Origin of the sequence: Agromyces sp. CCNWLW213 (assembly GCF_037199545.1) — a bacterium.
Lineage (GTDB): Bacteria > Actinomycetota > Actinomycetes > Actinomycetales > Microbacteriaceae > Agromyces.
The window spans coordinates 87,737-107,930 of the sequence record NZ_JBBBDX010000004.1 but is presented as its reverse complement, the minus strand read 5'-3'; the positions used below and the strand labels follow the sequence as shown (position 1 = coordinate 107,930).

Here is a 20,194-nt window from a genome sequence, read left to right as displayed (position 1 = left end):
GAGCAGGGCCGCAGGTGTTCCGGGTCGCCGATGACGCATTTCCCGCCCCCGTCTCGCCGCGGCGTTCGGGGCCGCGAACGGGCTCACTGTATCGCCGCGGGGCCGCGGTTGCACAGGGCCTCAGGTGACGGATGCCGCGAGCTCGGCCTCGACGGCCGCCCGGACGCGCGCGAGCGCCTGCACGAGCTGCACGTCGGTCGGCGATCCGTACCCGAGGATGAGCCCCGCGGGACCCTCGCCGGGCACGGCGGAGTAGTCGGCGAGCGACGAGACGGCGATGCCCTCGTCCGCGAGTCGCGCGACCACGCGCGCGGAGACCTGGTGCGCGGGCAGGCGCAGGACCGCGTGGAGGCCGCCGTCGAGGCCCGTCGGGTCGGCCCCGCGGATCCCCGCCAGCGCCTCGAGCACGAGGCGGCGCCGGTGCGCGTAGTCCCGCCGGGCCGCGGCGATGTGGCGCCGCACGGCCCCGGAGGCGAGCAGCTCGGCCATGGCCTCCTGGGCGATGCCGGGCACCGGGCAGGTCTCGTCGTCGCGCACCGCCGCGACCGCGCTCCGCAGCGCCGGGTCCGCCGGCAGGACCAGGTACCCGAGCCGGAGCCACGGCGTGAGGACCTTCGAGAAGCTCCCGACGAGCACGGCCCGCCCGGCGCGATCGAGCGACGCGAGCGCGGGCAGGGGCGCGCCGACGTGGCGGAACTCGCTGTCGTAGTCGTCCTCGATGACGACGGCACCGGATGCCGCGGCCCACTCGAGCAGCTCGAGCCGGGCCGCGACGGGCAGGCGGCCGCCGAGCGGGTACTGGTGGTGCGGGGTGACCATCACGGCGTGCGGTGCCGGGCGGATGCCGCGGAGCGCCGCGACGTCGATCCCGTCGGCGTCGACCGGCACGGGCACGGTCTCGAGGGCGCCGCGTCGCTGCACCACCCGCCGCGCCGACGGGTAGCCGGGGTGCTCGACCGCGACCCGGGGCGTTCCGTCGACGAGGACGCGCAGTGCCGAGGCGAGCAGCGCGACGGCGTCGCTCGTGCCCGCGGTGACCACGACGTCATCGGGCGAGCAGGAGAGGCCGCGCGCGTGCCGCAGGTGGTCGGCGACCTCGACGCGCAGGCGCGGTGACCCGAAGACGGGCGGGATGTCGCCGGGCACCGTGTGCTTCGCCGCGGCCCGCCAGGCGGCCCGCCAGGCGCGCTCGTCGAGCCGCGCCGTCGAGGGCAGTCCGGGCCGGAGCTCGAGCGCCGTCGCCTCCGGCGGGTCGTGGGGATCTCGAGACGCGCGCTGGGCGCGCTCCTCGATCCCCACGGGGGCGCGCTGGGCGCGCTCCTCGGCGCGCACGAGGGGCGCGACGCGCGTCGGAGCGCCCTGCCGGAGCTCGAGGTAGCCCTCGCCGGCGAGCTGGTCGTAGGCGGCGACGACCGAGCTGCGCGCGACGCCGAGCTCGTCCGCGAGCGATCGCGTCGACGGAACGGCGTCGCCGGCGCGCAGCCGCCCGTCGAGGATGCCGCGGCGCAGCCCGTCGACGAGCTGCTGTCCGAGCGGGCGGGCGTCGTCGCGGTCGATGACGAGCAGCGGTCCGTCCACGGGATCCTCCTTCGAACGTGCACTGGACTGGTCGGATGCGCGGGAACTGGTCTGCCAACCATACCAGCGTGGCTCGCATGCTGGATGGCATGACCACCGCCACGACCCCCGCGCGCCGCATCCGCCGACTGCCCGACCGCCAGACCACCGACCGCTTCGCCCTGTTCGACCTGCTCGACACCGAGCTCGTCGGCCACCTCGCGGTCGCGGTCGACGGCGTGCCCGTCATCGTCCCGATGGGCTACGCGCGCGTCGGGGAGCACGTGCTGCTGCACGGCTCCACCGGCGGCGGATTCGCCCTGCGCGCGGCATCCGCTCGCCTGCCCGTGGCGTTCTCGGTGACCGCGCTCGACGGACTCGTGTACGCGCGCAGCCTCTTCGACAGCTCGATGAACTACCGCAGCGCCACCGTGCAGGGCGTGCTCGAGGCGGTGCCGGCCGAGGAGGCGGACGCCGCACTGCTCGCCCTGTCCGAGCGGCTCATGCCCGGCCGGCCCGCCGAGGTCCGCGCCACGCGGCGCAAGGAGGTCGCGGCCACGCGCGTCCTGCGCCTGGGCCTCGACGACGTCGTGGTGAAGCAGCGCTCGGGCGGCCCCTCCGAGGAGGGCGACGACGGCGAGGACCACTCGACCTGGGCGGGAGTGCTCCCGCTCGAGCGGCGCTGGGGCGCCCCGATCCCGTCAGGGCTCACCCCTGCTGGCACTCCCGTGCCGGATTCGGTGATCGCTCTGGCGACCCGCGCCGTCGCGGCCGCGAATCTGAGGTAGGCGACTACGTCGATCGCCCGATGTCCTGAGGGTGCCTCAGGAACGAGTCTCGAAGCATCCCGGAGCGGGTACGCCCGGGCCACCTGGAAACGAACGGAAGGAGGTGCGTGATGTTCGCAGCGATGCTCGTGCTCGCCCTCATCTCGGTGTGGGCCGTGTCGGCCGCCGTGGTCGAGCTCCGCAACGACGGATACCGCCGTACGGCCACCCTCGCCCACTGAGGCCGGCGCGACCCGGACATCCGCACCGTCCGTCTGAGGCCCCCTCACCGCCCGGACCTGAGAAATAGGCACATCTCCCGATGAACCGCCCCCGCCTCAGGGCGCAGGCTCGGATCATCGCCCAGATCAGGAGGACACCATGGACTACACCGCAGGCTTCGTGGCCATGCACGTGCACGCTGCCGACGTGCGCCGGGCGGAGGAGCGCATCGCCCTCCAGCGGGCCGCAGCCGAGCGCGCGGCCGGCGCCGGCCCCGACGCGACCGGCCTCGCGCCGGCCAGGGGCGCCTGGCTCCGCGCCGCGCGCGGCCGCCACGCCGGCCGCCACGCGGCGCTCCTCGCCCGGTGAGGGCCCGAGGCGACCGGGCGGCCGCAGAGCCGGCGGACGCCCGCGCCGCACCCGCTCCGACGCAGCGGCGCCGAGTCGAAGGACCCGGCGCCGATGTCGTCGGTCGGTGGGACGATGGGACGGTGACCAGCTCTCCGTCGAGCCCCGCGATGGTCGGCCGCGACACCGAACTCGACTGGCTCCGCAGCCTCATCGAGACGGTGCGGGCCGGCACGCCCGCGACCGCCGTGATCGGCGGCGAGGCGGGCATCGGCAAGAGCCGGCTGGTGGCCGAGTTCACCGGCGGCCTCGGTCCCGACGTCCGGCTCATCCGCGGCCAGTGCGTCGACCTCGGCGACGTCGCCGCGCCGTACGCCCCGGTGAAGGGGGCGCTGCGGCAGCTCGTCGCGCAGGTGGGCGCCGAGCGCGCGCTCGAGGCGGTCGGGCCCGGACGCGCGGCGCTCGTCGCGCTCCTGCCCGAGCTCGCGGCCTCCGTCGCCGACGGCACGGGCGAGATCGTCGTGACCCCCGGGGGCGCCGGCAGCGGCCAGCTGCACGAGGCGGTGGCCGTGCTCCTCGAGACCCTGTCGCGAGACGAGCCCATCGTGCTCGTCCTCGAGGACCTGCACTGGATCGACGCCGCGAGCCTCGCGCTCCTGCGGTTCCTGCTGCGGTCGCTCGGGTCGAGCCGGCTCCTCGTGCTCCTGACCTACCGCACCGACGACGTCCCGCGCGGGCATCCGCTCCGGGGCTTCCTCACCGAGGCCGAGCGCGACCGCTGGGTCGAGCGCCGCGAGCTCACCCGGCTGTCGCAGGCGCAGGTCCGCGACCTCGTCCGGTCGCTCATCGTCGACGAGACCCCGAGCGAGCGCGTGCTCGACGCCGTGTTCCTCCGCAGCGACGGCGTGCCGTTCTTCGTCGAAGAGCTCGTCGGCATCGACGGATGCCGCGACGAGGGCTTCGTCCCCGACACGCTGCGCGACCTCCTCCTCGCGCGCTACGAGCGGCTGCCCGACGACGCGCAGGAGTTCCTGCGGCTGCTCTCGACGGGGGGCGTCAGGGTCCCGCACGCGCTGCTGTCCGCCGTGCACCGCGGCGACGAGGCCGCCCTCGACACCGCGGCCCGCGAGAGCGTGCGGTACGGCGTGATCGAGATCGACGGCGACGACTACGCGTTCCGGCACGCCCTCGTGCGTGAGGCGATCCTCGCCGACCTGCTCCCGGGCGAGCGCGCCAGATACCACGCCCGGTACGCCGAGGCGTACGAGGCCCAGGCCGCGGCAGGCGGGCGACGCCTGGCGGCCGAGATCTCGTACCACTGGCTCGGCGCCCGCGACCCCGTCCGTGCGTTCCCGGCGACCGTTCAGGCCATGCGCGAGGCGCGCGCGGCGGTCGCCTACGCCTCGGCCGCGCAGCTGGGCGAGCGCGCGCTCGAGCTGTGGAGCCTCGTGCCCGACCCCGAGCGGGTCGCCGGCATGACCCGGCTCGAGCTCATGGGCCGCACGGCGTCGCACCTGCGACACGCGGGCGAGGGCGAGCGCAGCCTCGCGCTCGTGAAGGCCGCCCTCGCCGAGTGCCCGCGCGACGATCCGCAGTACCCGCGCCTGCTGCGCGACAAGGCGCTCTACCTCGCGATGGTCGGCCGCGGCGGCTCGATCCCGCTGCTCGAAGAGGCGCTCGCGGCGCTGCCCGCCGAGGGCGCCGACGAGCTCCGCGTCACGGTGCTCACCGGGCTCGCGGGCCGCCTCATGATCGAGGCGCACATCGACGAGGGCGTGCGCGTGGCCGACGAGGCGCTCGAGCTGGCCCAGGCGATCGGCTACCCGCGGTACGCCTCGATCGCGATGAACGTCGGGGCCGTCTGCCGCGCCTCGCGCGGCGAGGTCGAGCGCGCCCTCGCCGACCTCGAGCACGCGCGCGAGGTCGCGGCGGGCGACGGTGCGGCGCTCCTCCGGTACTGGGTCAACGCCTCCGACCTGTCCTACCTGGTCGGCGACTTCCGCGCGGCGGTGCGCCTCGCGGAAGAGGGGCTCGACCGGGCCCGCCGCCAGGGCGTGGAGCGCAGTTCGGGCGTCATCCTGGCCTCGAACGCGGTCGACCCCCTCTTCGCGCTCGGCGAATGGGACCGCGCCGGAGAACTGATCGACCGTGCGCTCGCGCTCGAACCCTCCGCGCCGTTCCGCGTGTACCTGCAGCGGGCCAAGATCTGGGCCCTCGTGTGGCGGGGCGAACCCGAGCGCGCGGCCGAGCTGCTCCGCGCCTTCCGCCCGACCATGGCCCCCGTCATGGAGGTCGAGATGCAGACGCGCCTCGGCGTCGGGCGGGTCGCGGCCGAGGTCGGCCTCGCCACGGGCGACCTCTCCCAGGCCTGGCGCGACGGGCGAGTCGTGCTGAACGAGCGCGAAGTCCCGCTGCCCGGCTACGCCGAGCCGTTGCTGTGGGCGCTCGCGCGCGTGATCGCCGCCGTGCGCGACGATCCGGCGCGCGTCTCGGAGACCGAGGCGGCCGAGATCCTCGAGGCCGAGCCCGCACTGCGCGCGGTGATCCGACGGCTCGACTTCTGGCCGACGCATCCGCTCTGGTCGTCGCTCGTCGACGCCGAGCTGGCGCCGTCCGCGGATGCCTGGCGCACCGCCGTCGACGCGGCCTCCGCCGCGACGGCGCCGGGATTCCTCCGTCCGTACGCCCTGCTGCGACTCGGCGAGGCGCTGCTCGACGCGGGCGACCGCCAGGCCGCGCGCGACGCGCTGCAGGAGGCGTACGACGCCGCCGTCGCCGGCGGGGTCGTGGCCGTGCAGTCGCGCACCGCCCACGTGGCCATGCAGGCGGGCCTCGCCCTCGAGCGCGCCACGCGCGGTGAGGCGCTCCGCGGCACCGGCGGGGTCGCCGGCGCCGACGACCCGGCCGACGGCGTCGCCGAGCTGACCTCGCGCGAGCGCCAGGTGCTCGAACTCATCGCCGAGGGCCTCAGCAACCGGCAGATCGGGGAGCGCCTGTACATCAGCGGCAAGACCGCGAGCGTCCACGTGTCCGCCATCCTCCGCAAGCTCGGCGCCTCGAGCCGCACCGAGGCCGTGTACCGCGCCCGTGCGCTGCACTGAGCCCGCGGGCGGAACCGATCCGGAGCGGCTTCCCAGCCCCTGCGGCTAGCGTGGCTTCCGTTGCCGGGCCGACGATGGCGTACGAAGGAGACCAGCGGAATGACCTCGCTCGAGACGATCCCGTTCCAGACGATGGCGGGCGACACCCGCACGCTCGGCGACTGGCCCGGCCAGGTCCGACTCGTGGTCAACGTCGCCTCGCGGTGCGGGCTCTCGCCCCAGTACGCCAAGCTCGAGGAGCTGCAGCGCCGCTACGGCGACCGCGGCTTCACGGTGCTCGGTTTCCCGAGCAACCAGTTCTTCCAGGAGCTGTCGTCGAACGAGGACATCGCCGAGTACTGCTCCGCGACCTGGGGCGTGACGTTCCCGATCCTCGACAAGGTCCGCGTGAACGGGCGCCGCGCGCACCCGCTGTTCACCGCGCTCAAGCGGTCGCCCGACTCGGCCGGCCTGGCGGGACCGGTGGTGTGGAACTTCGAGAAGTTCCTCGTGCTCCCGTCGGGCGAGGTCCGACGCTTCCGTCCGCCGGTCGAGCCCGACGACCCCGCCATCGTGGGCGCGATCGAGGCGGCGCTGCCCGGTGCGGGTGCGGGTCGAGCGGATGCCGCGGCCGGCGGCTCGGGCGCGACGGCCTGAGGGTCGATCGGTGTCCGGCGACGGCACCGACCCCGCCGACCCCGCGTCCGGCCGGCTGTTCCCTCCGCGGGCGATCTCGTTCGCCGCGGGCTCGGCGAGGACGACGACCGGGAGCGATCCGCGGCGGGACGTAGACTCAACCCGTGCTTTGCTCAGCTGTGCTGATTGTTACAAGTTGATGAAGCACTAGTAATCCTGAAACATCTGTTACATACTCGTGCGCAGACGTCGCTCACGGACGAGCGACCCGCACGAAGGGCTCCCACATGACTGCACTCCCCCCGCGCTCGCCCGCCCGCCGCGCGATCGCCGCCTCCGCGCTCGCCGCCGGCTCCCTCCTCGTCCTCGCCGGATGCGCGACCACATCCGACGCCGAGGAGGCCGGATCGGGATCGGAGGGCCTCGAGATCGCGGGCGTCGAGATCACCGTCGACGAGGCCGCCGCCGAGCTGCTCCCCGAGGAGATCGCCGAGGCCGGCGCCGTCGAGGTGGCGACCAACGCCCCGTACGCGCCGTTCGAGATGTTCGTCGAGGAGGGTTCCGACGAGCTCACCGGCGTCGACGTCGACCTCGGCCGTGCCATCGGCGCCAAGCTCGGCGTCGACTTCGAGTTCAGCCAGCAGGAGTTCGACGGCCTCATCCCCGGCCTCCAGGCCGCCAAGTACGACGTCGTCATGGCCGCACTCACCTCCTCCGAGGAGCGCATGGACGTGCTCACGTTCATCGACTACTCCGCGTCGGGCACCGGCATCCTCGTCGAGGCCGGCAACCCCGAGGGCATCGAGAACTACCTCGACCTGTGCGGTAAGGACGTCGCGGTGCAGGCCGCGACGAACCAGGTCGACCTCGCCACCGGCGTCTGGCAGGGCGAGTGCGAGGCCGAGGGCCTCGACCCGATCAACCTCTCGGAGTTCCCGTCGGACGCCGACGCGCAGCTCGCCATCACGAGCGGCAAGGCCGTCGCCTCGCTGCTCACCAAGCCGAGCGCCGGCTACGTCGCGAAGACCACGAACGACGGTGAGACCTTCGAGGTCGTGGAGGACCCCGAGTCCCCCAACGGCTACGACGCGACGCTCAACGGCATCGGCGTGCTGAAGGAGAACGGGGAGTTCGCCAAGGCCATCCAGGCCGCCCTGCAGTCGCTCATCGACGACGGCACCTACGAGGCGATCCTCGACGAGTACGGCGTCACGGGCATCGGCATCGACGAGGCCACGATCAACGGCGCCGCCGAGGCCAAGTAACCATCCTCGGCACGATCGGAACGGAAGCACCACCCATGACCGCAACGCAGCCGTCAGCCACGGCGGCGCCCGCAGGACCCTCGGGTCCCTCGGGCGCCGCCCGCCCCGGGCCCATCGAGGCCGTGCCCGTCCGCCACCCGGGCCGGTGGATCGCCGCCGTCCTCGTCCTGGCCGTCGGGATCGGGTCGCTGTACTCGATCCTCCAGAACCCGAATCTCGACCTCGAGACCGTCGGCGAGTACCTCTTCAAGCCGCTCACCATCAACGGCGTCATCATCACGATCTGGCTCACGGTCGCGTCGATGCTCATGGGCGTGTTCGGCGGCATCGTCGTCGCCGTGATGCGCCTCTCGCCGAATCCCGTGCTCTCGGTCGCGGCGATGCTGTTCATCTGGGTGTTCCGCGGCACGCCGCTGCTGTTGCAGCTCATCTTCTGGGGCTTCATCGGCGCGTTCATCCCCAAGATCGTGGTGGGCATCCCGTTCACGTCGGTCGAGTTCTGGTCGTTCGACACGAGCCAGCTCATCCCCGCCACCGTCGCCGCGCTGCTCGCGCTGGGCCTCAACGAGATGGCCTACGCGGCGGAGATCGTGCGCGCCGGCATCCAGTCGGTCGACCCGGGGCAGACCGAGGCCGCGCACTCCCTCGGCATGTCGCCCGCGAGAACCCTCCGGCGCATCGTGCTGCCGCAGGCCATGCGCGTGATCATCCCGCCGATGGGCAACGAGACCATCACGATGCTGAAGAGCACGTCGCTCGTCGCGATCGTCGCCGGCGACGACCTCATGTCGAACATTCGCGAGGCGTACACGCAGAACTACAAGATCATCCCGCTGCTCATCGTCGCGGCGATCTGGTACCTCGCGCTCACCTCGATCCTGTCGATCCCCCAGATGTGGCTCGAGCGGCGGTACGGCCGCGGGTTCAACGGGGCGCGTCCCACCATCGGCTCGCGCGTGTCCACCTTCACGCAGAGCATCGCGCTGCCGGCCCGGACCGCGCGCGCGTCGAAGAAGGAGTCGGCCTCATGACCGCCACCATCCCCCAGGCCTCGCCGCTCGCGGCGACGTCCGAGCGACCCATGGTCGAAGCGGTCGAGGTGCACAAGCGCTTCGGCAGCCTCGAGGTGCTGAAGGGCATCACCATGTCGGTCGAGCGAGGGCAGGTCGTGTGCCTGCTCGGCCCGTCCGGCTCGGGCAAGTCGACGTTCCTGCGCTGCATCAACCACCTCGAGCAGATCGACGCGGGCATGATCCGCGTCGGGGGCGAGACGGTCGGGTATCGGGAGAAGAACGGCAAGCTGTACGAGCTCCGCGAGAAGGAGGTCGCGACCCAGCGCCGCAAGGTCGGCATGGTGTTCCAGCGCTTCAACCTGTTCCCGCACATGACCGCGCTCGAGAACGTGATCGAGGCGCCGATGCAGGTCGCCCGTCGTTCGAAGGCGGATGCCAGGGAGCAGGCGCTGCGCCTGCTGGCCCAGGTCGGACTCGCCGAGAAGGCCGACACCTACCCGGCCCAGCTCTCCGGCGGACAGCAGCAGCGCGTCGCGATCGCACGCGCCCTGGCGATGGAGCCCGAGGTGATGCTCTTCGACGAGCCCACCTCGGCCCTCGACCCGGAGCTCGTCGGCGATGTCCTCGACGTGATGCGCGGGCTCGCCGAGAGCGGCATGACCATGATCGTGGTGACCCACGAGATCGGCTTCGCACGAGAGGTCGGCGACGTGGCCGTGTTCATGGACGGCGGCGTCGTCGTCGAGGCCGGCGACCCCGCACAGGTCCTGGGCGACCCGCGCGAGGAGCGCACGCGCTCGTTCCTGTCGAAGGTGCTCTGACGTGGCGGGGACCTCCGTCCGACCGCCGGCCGCCGCACCCGCCGTCGCCGACGCGCGCACCGCCGGGTTCCGGGCGCCGACCGCCGAGGAACTGCGTCGCGCAGCGCACGCGGTGGACGGCCGGTACCGCGACGACCTCGCGCACCTCGTCGGCATCGACTCGGGCTCGCACGATCCCGAGGGCGTGGCGCGGGTCGCGGCCTGGGCCGCGGGAACGCTCGCGGCCGACGGGTTCGACGTCGAGACCGTGCCGACGCCCGAGCGCGACGGCCGCCGTCACGGCCCCGTGGTGGTCGCCCGGCGTCGCGGCACCGGAACCGCGCGCGTCGTGCTGTTCGCGCACATGGACACGGTGTTCCCCCCGGGAACGGCGGCCGAGCGGCCCTTCCGAATCACGGACGGCATCGCGTACGGCCCCGGCGTCTGCGACGACGTGGCGGGGATCGCCGCCGGGCTCGCGGCGGCCCGCGTGCTCGAACGGCTGGGCTACGACGGGTACGGCGAGCTCGTCGTCGCGCTGACGCCCGACGAGGAGATCGGCTCGCCCGCGAGCCGCGAGATCCTCGCCGACATCGCCCGCGGGGCGGATGCCGCGCTCTGCCTCGAGTGCGCCCGCGAGAACGGCGACCTGGTCGGGGCCCGGAAGGGCGTGGCCGACGTGCTCGTCTCGATCCGCGGACGCGCCGCGCACTCGGGTGTGGAGCCCGAGCGCGGCATCAACGCCGCCGTCGAGGCGGCCCGCCTGCTGCTCGACGTGCAGGCGCTGTCGGGCGTCGAGCCCGGACTGTCGGTGAACGTCGGCAAGGTCGCGTCCGGATCGCGCCCGAACATCGTGCCCGAGTCGGCCGAGCTGCACGTCGAGGTCCGCGCCACGGGCCTCTCCGAGCTCGTCGCCGCGCTCGACGCGATCGACGAGCGCGCGCGCCATCCGTTCGTCGACGGAGCGCGCATCGACGTGACGCGGCTCGACGTGTGCCCGCCGCTCGAGCGCGCCGCGACCGACGAGCTCGCCGCGCTCGCGCGCGAGGTCGGCGACCGGCTGGGACTCGCGTTCGACGTCGCCGCGACCGGCGGGGCCTCGGATGCGAACTTCGTCGCCGCCCTCGGGGTTCCCACGCTCGACGGCCTCGGTCCGGTCGGGGGCGGCGACCACGGGGTCGACGAGTGGCTCGACCTCGCGAGCGTGCCCGACCGCGTCGCCCTGCTCGCCGGACTCGTCGTCGCCGTCTCGGACGCGTCCCGGCCGGAATGAGCCGCGAGGGCCGGGGGAGGGCAGTACGGTGAGAGGCGGAAGGGGGTCGCTGATGACCGTGGACGCCGGCGCGCACCCGGCCTCGGTGGCCGAGGCGATCCGGCGCGGCATGGCCGACTGCTCGCCCGCCGAGCGCAAGGTCGCCCGCGTGCTGCTCTCGTCGTACCCCTCGGCCGGCTTCGAGACCGTCGCGAAGCTCGCGGCACGCGCCGGGGTCTCCGGCCCCACCGTGCTGCGGTTCGCGAACCGGATGGGCTACCGCGGCTTCCCCGAGTTCCAGCAGGCGCTGCGCGACGACCTCGACGAGCGGTCCGCGTCGCCGCTCGCGCTCTACGACCGGGGGCAGGGCACCGCGCTCGGCGGCGAGGGGAGCCGGCTCGAGCAGGCCGGTGCGATCATGCGCGCCACGCTCGAGCGCACCTTCGCGAACCTCGCTCCCGACGAGTTCGATCGCTGCGTCGAGGCGCTCGCCACCGCGAGGGGGCAGGTGCTCATCGCGGGCGGCCGCTTCAGCGGACTGCTCGCGCGATTCCTCGCCCAGCACCTGCAGCTCATGCGCCCCGGTGTCGCGATGCTGCCCGACGACGCGGGCGGGCGGGCCGAGGCGATCGCGGGGCTCGGCCGCGGCGACGCGGTGGTGCTGTTCGACTACCGGCGCTACGAGGAGCGCACGCTGCAGGTGGCCTCCGCGGCGCGTGAGCGGCGCGCGCAGGTGGTGCTCTTCACCGACTCGTGGCTGTCGCCGATCGCCTCCGACGCCGACGTCGTGCTGCCGAGCGAGACCGGGTCGCCCTCGGCCTTCGACGCGATGACGCCCGTGCTCGCGCTCGTCGAGTCCGTCATCGCCGGCTGTCTCGAGCGCCTCGGCGACGACGCGTCCGAGCGGATGCGGCGCATCGAGGCCGCGGGCGCCGAACTCGGGCTGTACTGACGACGCGCGCCCCGCCGGATCGCTGCGCTCAGCCGACCGGCGTGAAGCTCTGCGCCACCTCGGCGAGGATCCGCGCGCCGTAGCCCGTGGCGCCCTTGGAGCGCCACGCCTCGTCGGAGTCGGCGTTCATGGTGCCCGCGATGTCGAGGTGCGCCCAGGGCGTCTCGCCCACGAACTCGGCCAGGAACAGCGCCGCGGTCGTGGCCCCCGCGTTCGTGCCGCCCAGGTTGGCGATGTCGGCGACGTCGGAATCCATGAGCTTGCGGTACTTGCGCACGAGCGGGAACTGCCATGTCGGCTCGTCCACCGCCTGCGCCGCGTCGCGCACCCGGTCGACCAGCGGCTGGCTGGTGCCGAGCACCACCGAGTGGGTCTCGCCCAGCGCCCGCAGCGCGGCGCCCGTGAGGGTCGCGATGTCGACGATGGCGTCGACGCCCTCCTCGGTCGCCAGCACCAGGGCGTCCATCATGACGAGCCGGCCCTCGGCGTCGGTGTTCTTCACCTCGACGGTCGTGCCGCCCCGTGCGGTGAGCACGTCGCCGAGCTTGTACGCCGAACCCGACGGCATGTTGTCGGTGCACATCAGCCAGCCGGTGACCTTCGCGCTCGTGCCGAGGTCTCGCAGCGCCGTGAACGCGCCGAGCACGGCCGCCGCGCCGCCCATGTCCATCTTCATGAGGAGGTGCATGGGGTCGCTCGGCTTGAGGCTGATGCCGCCGGAGTCGTACATGATGCCCTTGCCGACGAGGCCGAGGTGCCCGGTCGGCTCGCCCTCGGGGGCGTAGCGCAGCACCACCATGCGCGGCTCCTCGGCGCTGCCGGCGTTGACCCCCAGCAGCCCGCCGCAGCCGAGCTCGATGAGCTGCCGCTTGTCGAACACCTCGACGTGGAAGCCGAAGCGGCCGCCCAGGAGCTCGGCGACGTCGGCCATGTCGGCGGCGGTGAGGTGGCTCGGCGGCGTGTTGGCAAGGTCGCGGGCGACGGCCGTGGCGCGTGCGGCCGCGAGCCCGGTGGCGATGCCGGCGGATGCCGCGTCGCGGTCGGCGCCGTCGATGCGGAACTCCACGCGCGTGAGCCGCGCATCGCGCGGCTCCGACTTCAGCGCGTCGTAGCGGTACCGGGCGAGTGTCGCGCCCTCGGCGAGCGCCCGGCCGGCGACCTCGGCGTCGATGGAGCCGAGGGCGGGCACCCGCAGGCCCACGGCGGCCGCCTTCGGCACCGCGCGCACGAATGCGGCCGCGGCATCGCGGAGCCCGGCATCCGTCGCGTCGTCGGCCGGACCCGCGCCGACGACGACGATGAGGGTGCTCCCCGCCTGGGGGATGAGCAGGGTCTGGCCGGGCTTCGCCTCGAAGCCCGCGCGCTGGAGCGCGTCGCGATCGAGCCCGATCCCCTCGGGCAGCGGACCCGCGTCGTGGACCACCACGCCGATGGCGTCGAGTCCGGCGCCGCCGGTTCCGCCGCCGAACTCGTCGACCGCCGCGACCTCGATCGCGTCGTAGGCGTCGAGCGAGGGGACGGGCGAGAAGTCGTCGGCGATGAGCTTGTGCGGGCTTCGGGTCACGGGCGGGCCTCCAGGTGGTCGGGATCGACGACCTCGTCGATCGGGTCGTCGTCGTCGGGCTCGAGCTTCGCGGGCAGCTCCCCCTCACGGTAGTCGGGCATGCGCATCGCCGGAACGATGGCGAGGACCGACAGCAGCGCCAGGCCCAGCAGGGAGACCTGCAGCGCGCGGAGCCGGGCGTCCTCGTTGACCTCGATCGCCGCGGCCACCTCCGCCTCGGTCGCGGACGTGCCGGCGAGCACCTCCTCGACCTGGGCGTTGGTGAGGAAGTCCGCGTCGTCGAAGTTCACCTCGCTGATGAGGTCCTCGCCGATCTCCGGATTCGCGGCCGCCGAGGTCGCGAGCGTGGATGCGAGCACCCCCACCGCGAACGCGGTCGCGACGGCGATGCCGACCGAGCCCGACAGGTTGTGCACGAGGCCGCGCCACGCGCCCACGTCGCCCGCGAGCTGCCGCGGCGCCGCCGAGAGCAGGGTGTTGAAGACCAGGGCGACGATCGAGCCCTGCCCGAGGCCGAGCAGGATCAGCCCGATGACGACGAACGCCTGGCCCCAGTCGCCGCGCACCGTGAACGCGAGCAGCGTCAGCGCGGCCGCGACCACCACGAACCCGGCGGTGCCCAGCACCCGCGGCGTGAACCGGCCGTAGAGGGTGGCGATGAAGGTCGAGGCGAGGAAGATCGAGAGCGTGTAGGGGATGATCGAGAACGAGGTCTCGATCCCCGACAGGCCCTGCACCACCTGCATGTAGAGCGGGATCAGGAAGTTCGCCGCGGTGCCCACGAACAGCATCGTGGCCATGCACGCGGTGACCGCCCGCTCGGCGCCCGTGGCCAGCACGCGCAGGTCGAAGATGCGCGGCCGGCCCGCGGCGCCGCGGCGTCGCAGCCACAGGAAGAACGCCTGCCCGATCACGAGCCCGAGCACGATGAGGATCGGGGCGGGCGAGACCCCGAGCACGTCGAACGGGGCCTGCGCGGTCGCCTCCCACACGCCCCACGAGTTGAGCCCCGAGAAGCCGAAGCTGAGCAGGATGATGGACGCGGCCGCGAGCAGCGCGCCCGTCCAGTCGATCGTGAGCCCGGGCTGCGCCGGCACCTTCCTGAGGCGGAAGCTCAGCAGGAGGTTGACCACGCCGAGGGCGACCATGAGCGCGAACGACCAGCGCCAGCCGATGGTGGTCGCGAACTGGCCGGCGATGAGCAGCGCGAGCACCCCCGCCGCGGGGATCGCGGCGGCCAGGAGCCCGATCGCGCGCGCCTGCTGCGCGCCGTGGTAGTTCGAGGCGATGAACACGGTCAGGGCGGGGGCGATGAGCGCGATGACCGCGCCCGACGACGCCTGCGCGATGAAGAGCACCGCGGGGGACTGGGCGAGCGCGACGCCGGCCATCGCGAGCGCATGCACGGCCACCGCGATCTGGAACACGCGGCGCGTTCCGTAGCGCGCGCCGACCTTCGCACCGAGCAGGATGAAGGCCGCCATCGAGAACGTGCCGGCCGTGATCGCCACGCCCACCGACGACGCGGCCGTGTCGAGGTCGCCCGTGATGCCGGCCATCGACACGGTGAGCGCGTTGACCGCGAACGACGCCTGGATCTGCGTGAGCACGACGACGATCAGGGGAAGCCACGAGGCCGGGGCCGAGGCATCCGTCGTGGCGGTGGAAGCGGCCGCCCTCGTGCTGGAACCCATCTCGACCCCCGGACCGGCCCGGCGCGGGGAACCGGGCATCGCACCGACCATAACCCGCGGGATCGACAAGCGGTAGAGCACCGAACGGGAGCCATGGCGAGGCGGGCTGTCGCCGGCGCCCGCGCTGCGGTACGTTCCGCAGGTGGGGTGGTCCCGGCGCGTCGGATCGCGACGCCGGGCCGGTGACGAGAGGGTAAGTCGATGACGACAGGACGGGAGCCGGGCGACTCGCGGGCGGAGGCGTCGGTCGCCGCGGCGCTCGCCGAGGAGCGCGGCCTCCCGGCGTCGATGTGGCTGGCGGCCGCCTTGTCGGTCTCGGCCATCGGCCTGGGGATCTGGGCCGGGTCGCGCGTGCTCGTGCTCGTCGCCGCGGTCGGGGTCATCGGGGTCGCCATGTCGTGGCTCGCCCTCCGCGCCTCGCGCGCGGCCGACGCGGGGCCGACCGACCGGTACCCGTACGGCCGCGACGGCCTGACGCCGCTCATCATCGCCGTGCAGGGACTCGCGGTCTCGGCCACCATCGTGTACGCCGCGGCAGACGCGGTGATCGTGATCCTCGCCGGGGGACAGCGGGTGGCGGCGCTGACCGTCGCGGTGTACGCGCTCGTCGCGGCCGTGGCATCCGTCGCCTTCGCCGCCTGGCTCCGGCGCACCGCGGCGGGAAGCGAGCTCCTCGCCGCGGAGGCGGCGCAGTGGAACGCGGCCGCGATCCGCCGGTTCGTGATCGCGGCGGGCGCCGCCGCGGCCGCCCTCCTGGCCCTCGCGGGGATCGAATGGCCGCTCGACTACATCGACCCGGTGCTCGTGCTCGTCGCGTGCGCGCTCATCGCGCCCCTCCCCGTCCGGATGCTGCGACGCGGCGTCGCCGAGCTGCTCGAGGGCCAGCCCGACGGGCATACGCTGCTCGCCGTGGAGCGGGCGATCGACGGCGTCACCGGCCGGTTCGACCTCCCGGGCGCCGAGGTCCGGGTCACGAGACTCGGGGCGAAGCTCTACGTCGACGTCGTGTACGTGCTCGACCACGACACCGCCACGATCGGCCAGGAGGACGAGGTCCGGCGCTCCGTGATCGCCGCCCTCGCGCCGCTCCCGTACGACGTGTGGGCGACCGTCGAGCTCACCGCCGATCCGTCGCTCGCCGAGTAGCGCCGCACGGCCCGCCCGAGACCTTCGTCCCGGCGGTCTCGGAACCCTCGCGGCTAGACTTCGCGTGAACCCACGACCGCGACGTCCGGGGGCGTGCGAGGTCGGCCGCCCGGCGCGGTCGATGACGGCGACAGGCGGGTGACGTGGAGATCTTCGAGGGCTGGCCGCTTCCGGCGGCCATCGGCGTGCTGTTCGTGATCGTGCTGCTGCGTGCGGGCGGCACGTACGCCCTCGGGCGCGGATCCCGCGCCGGCGTGCGGCGGCTGCTCGAGCGCCGCGGCCGCATGGCGCCCCAGCTCGCCCGCGCGGAGGCCGTCATCGAGCGCTTCGGGGCCCCGGTCGTGGCCCTGTCGTTCCTGACGGTCGGCTTCCAGACCGCGGTGAACCTCGCCGCGGGCGTGCTGCGGATGCCGCTGATCAAGTACGTGCCCGCGCTGGTCGTCGGCGGCGCCATGTGGGCCACCCTCTACGGCGTGCTCGGGCTCGCGACCGTGAACGCGGTCATCCGCGCCGCGCAGCGCGACCCGGTCGCGGCGATCCTCAGCGCGCTCGCGGTGGTGGCGCTCCTCGTGCTCGTCGAGTTCGCGACGCGGCGGGCGCGGGTGGCGTTCGCGGCGGCGCACGCGCGTTCAAACTCCGACGATCCGCGCCTTCCCGAGGACGCCGGCCGCCCCGAGTAGTCGCCGTCAGACCGAGTAGTCGTCGGAACGCTGCACGGCGGTCGCCGCCGCCGCGCCGCGCTCGGCGAGCGCGTCGATGAACCGGATGAAGACCGAGATCCAGCCGAAGATGATCGCGAATGCGAGGAGCTCGAACGCGGTCAGGCTGTAGTAGCCGAGCGGCTCGAAGAGCACGGCGCCCCCGAGCAGCAGCACGATGCCGCCCGCGCAGAACCACAGGAACCGCGCCGGCATGCCCCGCAGGGTGAAGGGGGTCGAGGCGAGCAGTCCGAGGAAGGTCAGCGACATCCCGATCGCCGACAGGTTGTGCAGCAGGACGCTGACGTCGAGCGGGAAGAGGCCCACGCACGCGAGCATCGTCCCCATCACGATGAACACGGTCGACACGAAGCGCGGGGTCCAGCCGTGCACGAGCACGCCCTGCCGAACGAGCGTCGTGAGGTCGCGATGCACGTAGATCGCGAAGGTGGTCACGAAGGCGCCGCCGACGAGGACGGCGAGGTTGAACAGCGAGCTCGAGATGTCGTCACCCGTGCCGAGCTCGCTGAAGTGGTACTCCCACCACGCCGGGTCCTGGGCCGTCGCCATGCTCGCGAGCACCGACGAGGCCATGAACACGACGAGGAGCGTGGCCATCCGGCTCGTGGTGATCGCCGAGGCCGAGAGCGAGATCCAGTAGCCGGCGAGCCCGGCGGACGTCGCCGCCGCCGCGGTGGCGGTCAGGGCGTCGACGACGATGCCCTCGAAGGCGCGCTGCAGCGTCGTGAACACCACCACGGCGAGGATCCCGGCGATGACGGCGTGGACCGTCGCCACCGCCGCGACGTCGAGCGCCGACTTCCACGGCCGGAGCCGGCGACGCCACTCCTGCCCGGGCAGGTCGCGCGAACGCCGGTAGCTCACGGCGGCGATGACGATGCCGGCGATCGCGACGCTGATCGCCGCGACCGCGCCGACCGACCACTTGCCCCACAGCGGCCACACGAGCCCACGGAAGAAGACCGCGCCCACGAGCCCGGCGGCCACGGCGGCGATGACGCCGGCGATGAGGGCCTCGGTCTCGACGGCCAGCCGGCGATGGCTGGAGGCCGCACCCCGACCCGCCGACGGGGCGGTCGCCCGCGTCGGGACCGCCTGCCCCGGGCCTCGCGCCGGTGCCACGGATGGTGACATGCGTACAGGCTAGGGCCGCGCCCTCCGCCCCCACCGGACCAAGGTCCCCGTGTGGCGGATCACGGCGCGGGGTGCGGAGCGGGTCAGGGCGAAGGCGGGGACGGGGGGCCCGAGCGCCGCGCCGTCTCGACCGAGCCGGGCGTCTCGTCGGTGAGCGCGTACGACGTGCCGCCCGCGTCGTCGTACGCGAGGCCGAGCGACTGGACGCCGCCGGCCAGGCCGCGCACCTGGAGCACGGCGGTGCCGCCGGCATCGAGCACGCCCGAGAAGAGCAGCTCGCCCGCGCTCGAGACCGTGAAGGCCGAACCCGGCTCGCCGGTCACCGTGAGGGTGCGCCATCCGTTGGCCCCGGGCTTGCCGAGCACGGCCTCGAGGGGCGCGCGCGAGGTCGGGGGCGCCGGAGCGGACACGGGCGTCTTGCCGCCGCCGTCGGCGGGGGCCGAGATGCCGTTGCGCGGAGGCTCGGGCTGGCCGGCGGGGTCGTCGAACTCGCCGCCGGGGTCGACGCTCGCGGGGGGCGGCGCCGTGTCGGCGGTCGGCGACGGTGCGGGCGACGCGTCCGGGACGGCGTCCGGCACGACGGGAGCCGGTGCGTCCGTCTCCGGGGCGTCGGGCAGCTCGGTCGCGACGACGACCGGGGGGAGCACTTCGGGCGCGGGTTCGGCCACGTCGGTCGTGGAGCCGGCGTCGGCGAGGAAGCGCGACGGGTCGCCGGGGCCCCCGCTCCACCCGGACAGGGCGGCGACGAGCGCCGTGGTCGCCGCGATCCCGCCGAGCGTGGCGGCGACCGCGAAGCCGGGTCGGCGGCGGACGCCGTGGACCGCCGCACCGAACGCGCCGGCGAGGCCGACCGCACGCAGGTGGGGAGCGGAGGCGCCCGTCGCGGCCTCCGCGGCCGCGGCTGCGACCTCGGCATCGGCCTCCGCCGTGGCCGCGTCGGACTCCGCGAGCGAGGGCACGGGCTCGGTGGCGGCCCCGGAGGCACCGGGCCGGAGCGATTCGAGGAAGGCGATGCCGCCTCCGGCGCCGAGGAGCAGGAGCGGCAGGGTCGCGACCGCGCGGCGCGCGACGAGCTCGGGGGGCGCGGCGACCACGCGGCATCCGGCGCAGTCGTCGAGGTGCGCCCGACCGCGGCGCCCGGCGGAGGTCGCCCCCGCGACCGCGCGGCACTCCGCCTCGTCGGGCAGGTCGGCGAGCCGGAGCGAGGACCACTCGGTGCGGAGCGCGGAGCGAGCGTCGGCGAGCACCGTGTCGACCGCCTCGGCGGTGAGCCCGAGCTCGGCCGCGACCTCGGCCGGCGCGAGTCCGTCGACCTCCGCCAGCCAGAGGGCCTCCTGCCAGCGCGTGGGGAGGGACGCGAAGGCCGCGGCAGCAGCGGACCCGTCGCCCATCCCGTCGGGCAGCAGGTCCCGGTACGTCTCGGCCGGTGCGAGTCCGGGCGTCGGCCGGGCGTCGGCGCCGTCTGCGGCCGGCTCCGCGGGCGCGCCGCCCGCGGCTTCGTCGGCGACCGCCGCGCGCGTGAGCGCCAGCAGGTGCGGCCGGACGGCGCCCGCGGGCCCGCGGCCCTCGCCGAGCTCGGCGACCAGGAGCTCGGCCGTGCGGACCACGACCGGCTCCGCATCGGGCCGGCCCGTGACGGCGCGCGCGGCACGCCAGGCGACGGCGAGGTGGCGTTGCCAGAGGCGGGTGATCGCGAACGAGTCGCCCGTGCGGGCGGCGTCGACCAGTTCGGTGTCGGTCGGGTTCTCGATCACGAGGGGTGGGTCGAGTGGTGACGGTGCGCGGTCGGCCGCGTCGTCCACGTCCACTCCTCTCCATCCACCGGACGCACGGGAGGCGGGGTCTCGCTGCCCGTCCGGGGGTGCGCCGTGAATCGGCGCGATCGGGGTTGCTCTCCGTCGTGTCCGGTTCGGCCCACGAGGGCGGCGCCCCTGGGATGGCGTCGCGCTCCTCGACGTGCGGGCCGGGTGCGACCCGACGGATGCGCCCGAGTCTACGACGACGCACTGGGCGCACCGCAAGACCCAGTTCCGGGTCTCGCGGAG

General features: G+C 74.2%; 16 protein-coding genes. 11 read left to right on the top strand and 5 right to left on the bottom strand.

All coding sequences use genetic code 11. The features are described 5' to 3' along the window. Positions 1-120: 120 nt before the first annotated feature. On the bottom strand, positions 121-1,578 hold the full coding sequence (pdxR, locus tag WBQ80_RS09845; protein ID WP_337282534.1) for a MocR-like pyridoxine biosynthesis transcription factor PdxR: 1,458 nt from the start codon (positions 1,576-1,578) through the stop codon (positions 121-123). Between the two features lie 89 nt (positions 1,579-1,667). Between pdxR and WBQ80_RS09840 the strand changes: the two genes are divergently transcribed. The 9 genes from WBQ80_RS09840 to WBQ80_RS09800 all read left to right on the top strand — a co-directional run bounded on the left by WBQ80_RS09840 (position 1,668) and on the right by WBQ80_RS09800 (position 11,892). Continuing rightward, on the top strand, positions 1,668-2,345 hold the full coding sequence (locus WBQ80_RS09840; RefSeq protein ID WP_336573116.1) for a pyridoxamine 5'-phosphate oxidase family protein: 678 nt from the start codon (positions 1,668-1,670) through the stop codon (positions 2,343-2,345). A 360-nt stretch (positions 2,346-2,705) separates the two neighbouring features. Next, positions 2,706-2,915 carry a hypothetical protein gene (locus WBQ80_RS09835; protein ID WP_336573115.1) on the top strand — a complete coding sequence of 70 codons (210 nt, stop codon included), beginning with the start codon at positions 2,706-2,708 and terminating at the stop codon, positions 2,913-2,915. A gap of 122 nt (positions 2,916-3,037) precedes the next feature. Beyond that, positions 3,038-5,995, top strand: a complete 2,958-nt coding sequence (locus WBQ80_RS09830) for a helix-turn-helix transcriptional regulator (protein ID WP_336573114.1) — start codon at positions 3,038-3,040, stop codon at positions 5,993-5,995. A gap of 99 nt (positions 5,996-6,094) precedes the next feature. After that, a complete protein-coding gene (locus WBQ80_RS09825; protein WP_336573113.1) occupies positions 6,095-6,631 on the top strand; it encodes a glutathione peroxidase in 537 nt (178 codons plus the stop codon). Between the two features lie 266 nt (positions 6,632-6,897). Beyond that, positions 6,898-7,875 (top strand): ABC transporter substrate-binding protein, encoded by a 978-nt coding sequence (locus WBQ80_RS09820; protein ID WP_336573112.1) that lies wholly within the window; start codon positions 6,898-6,900, stop codon positions 7,873-7,875. Between the two features lie 35 nt (positions 7,876-7,910). Then, the gene (locus WBQ80_RS09815; protein WP_336573111.1) at positions 7,911-8,906 is read left to right on the top strand and encodes an amino acid ABC transporter permease; all 996 of its coding nucleotides are present in this window, start codon (positions 7,911-7,913) and stop codon (positions 8,904-8,906) included. Further along, the gene (locus WBQ80_RS09810; protein WP_336573110.1) at positions 8,903-9,709 is read left to right on the top strand and encodes an amino acid ABC transporter ATP-binding protein; all 807 of its coding nucleotides are present in this window, start codon (positions 8,903-8,905) and stop codon (positions 9,707-9,709) included. The genes WBQ80_RS09815 and WBQ80_RS09810 overlap by 4 nt, the downstream gene beginning before the upstream one ends. 1 nt (position 9,710) lies before the next feature. Continuing rightward, positions 9,711-10,961: a M20 family metallopeptidase gene (locus WBQ80_RS09805; RefSeq protein ID WP_336573109.1), complete on the top strand. Its 1,251-nt coding sequence runs from the start codon at positions 9,711-9,713 to the stop codon at positions 10,959-10,961. A gap of 52 nt (positions 10,962-11,013) precedes the next feature. Then, the gene (locus WBQ80_RS09800; RefSeq protein WP_336573108.1) at positions 11,014-11,892 is read left to right on the top strand and encodes a MurR/RpiR family transcriptional regulator; all 879 of its coding nucleotides are present in this window, start codon (positions 11,014-11,016) and stop codon (positions 11,890-11,892) included. Between the two features lie 28 nt (positions 11,893-11,920). Here the strand turns inward: WBQ80_RS09800 and WBQ80_RS09795 are convergent, their stop codons facing one another. After that, positions 11,921-13,456 (bottom strand): leucyl aminopeptidase, encoded by a 1,536-nt coding sequence (locus WBQ80_RS09795; protein WP_336573107.1) that lies wholly within the window; start codon positions 13,454-13,456, stop codon positions 11,921-11,923. Continuing rightward, positions 13,453-15,189: an MFS transporter gene (locus WBQ80_RS09790; protein WP_336573106.1), complete on the bottom strand. Its 1,737-nt coding sequence runs from the start codon at positions 15,187-15,189 to the stop codon at positions 13,453-13,455. Before WBQ80_RS09790 ends, WBQ80_RS09795 begins: the two co-directional genes overlap by 4 nt. 162 nt (positions 15,190-15,351) lie before the next feature. Between WBQ80_RS09790 and WBQ80_RS09785 the strand changes: the two genes are divergently transcribed. Both WBQ80_RS09785 and WBQ80_RS09780 read left to right on the top strand, forming a co-directional pair. Beyond that, positions 15,352-16,296: a cation transporter gene (locus WBQ80_RS09785; protein ID WP_336573105.1), complete on the top strand. Its 945-nt coding sequence runs from the start codon at positions 15,352-15,354 to the stop codon at positions 16,294-16,296. Positions 16,297-16,439: 143 nt separating this feature from the next. Next, complete coding sequence (locus tag WBQ80_RS09780; RefSeq protein WP_336573104.1) at positions 16,440-16,976, top strand: DedA family protein; 537 nt, start codon at positions 16,440-16,442, stop codon at positions 16,974-16,976. Between the two features lie 6 nt (positions 16,977-16,982). Here WBQ80_RS09780 and WBQ80_RS09775 read toward each other — a convergent pair whose 3' ends face one another. Together WBQ80_RS09775 and WBQ80_RS09770 are read right to left on the bottom strand one after the other, a co-directional pair. Then, positions 16,983-18,149: a hypothetical protein gene (locus WBQ80_RS09775; protein WP_336573103.1), complete on the bottom strand. Its 1,167-nt coding sequence runs from the start codon at positions 18,147-18,149 to the stop codon at positions 16,983-16,985. Between the two features lie 83 nt (positions 18,150-18,232). Beyond that, on the bottom strand, positions 18,233-19,951 hold the full coding sequence (locus WBQ80_RS09770) for a hypothetical protein (RefSeq protein WP_336573102.1): 1,719 nt from the start codon (positions 19,949-19,951) through the stop codon (positions 18,233-18,235). Between the last annotated feature and the right edge of the window lie 243 nt (positions 19,952-20,194).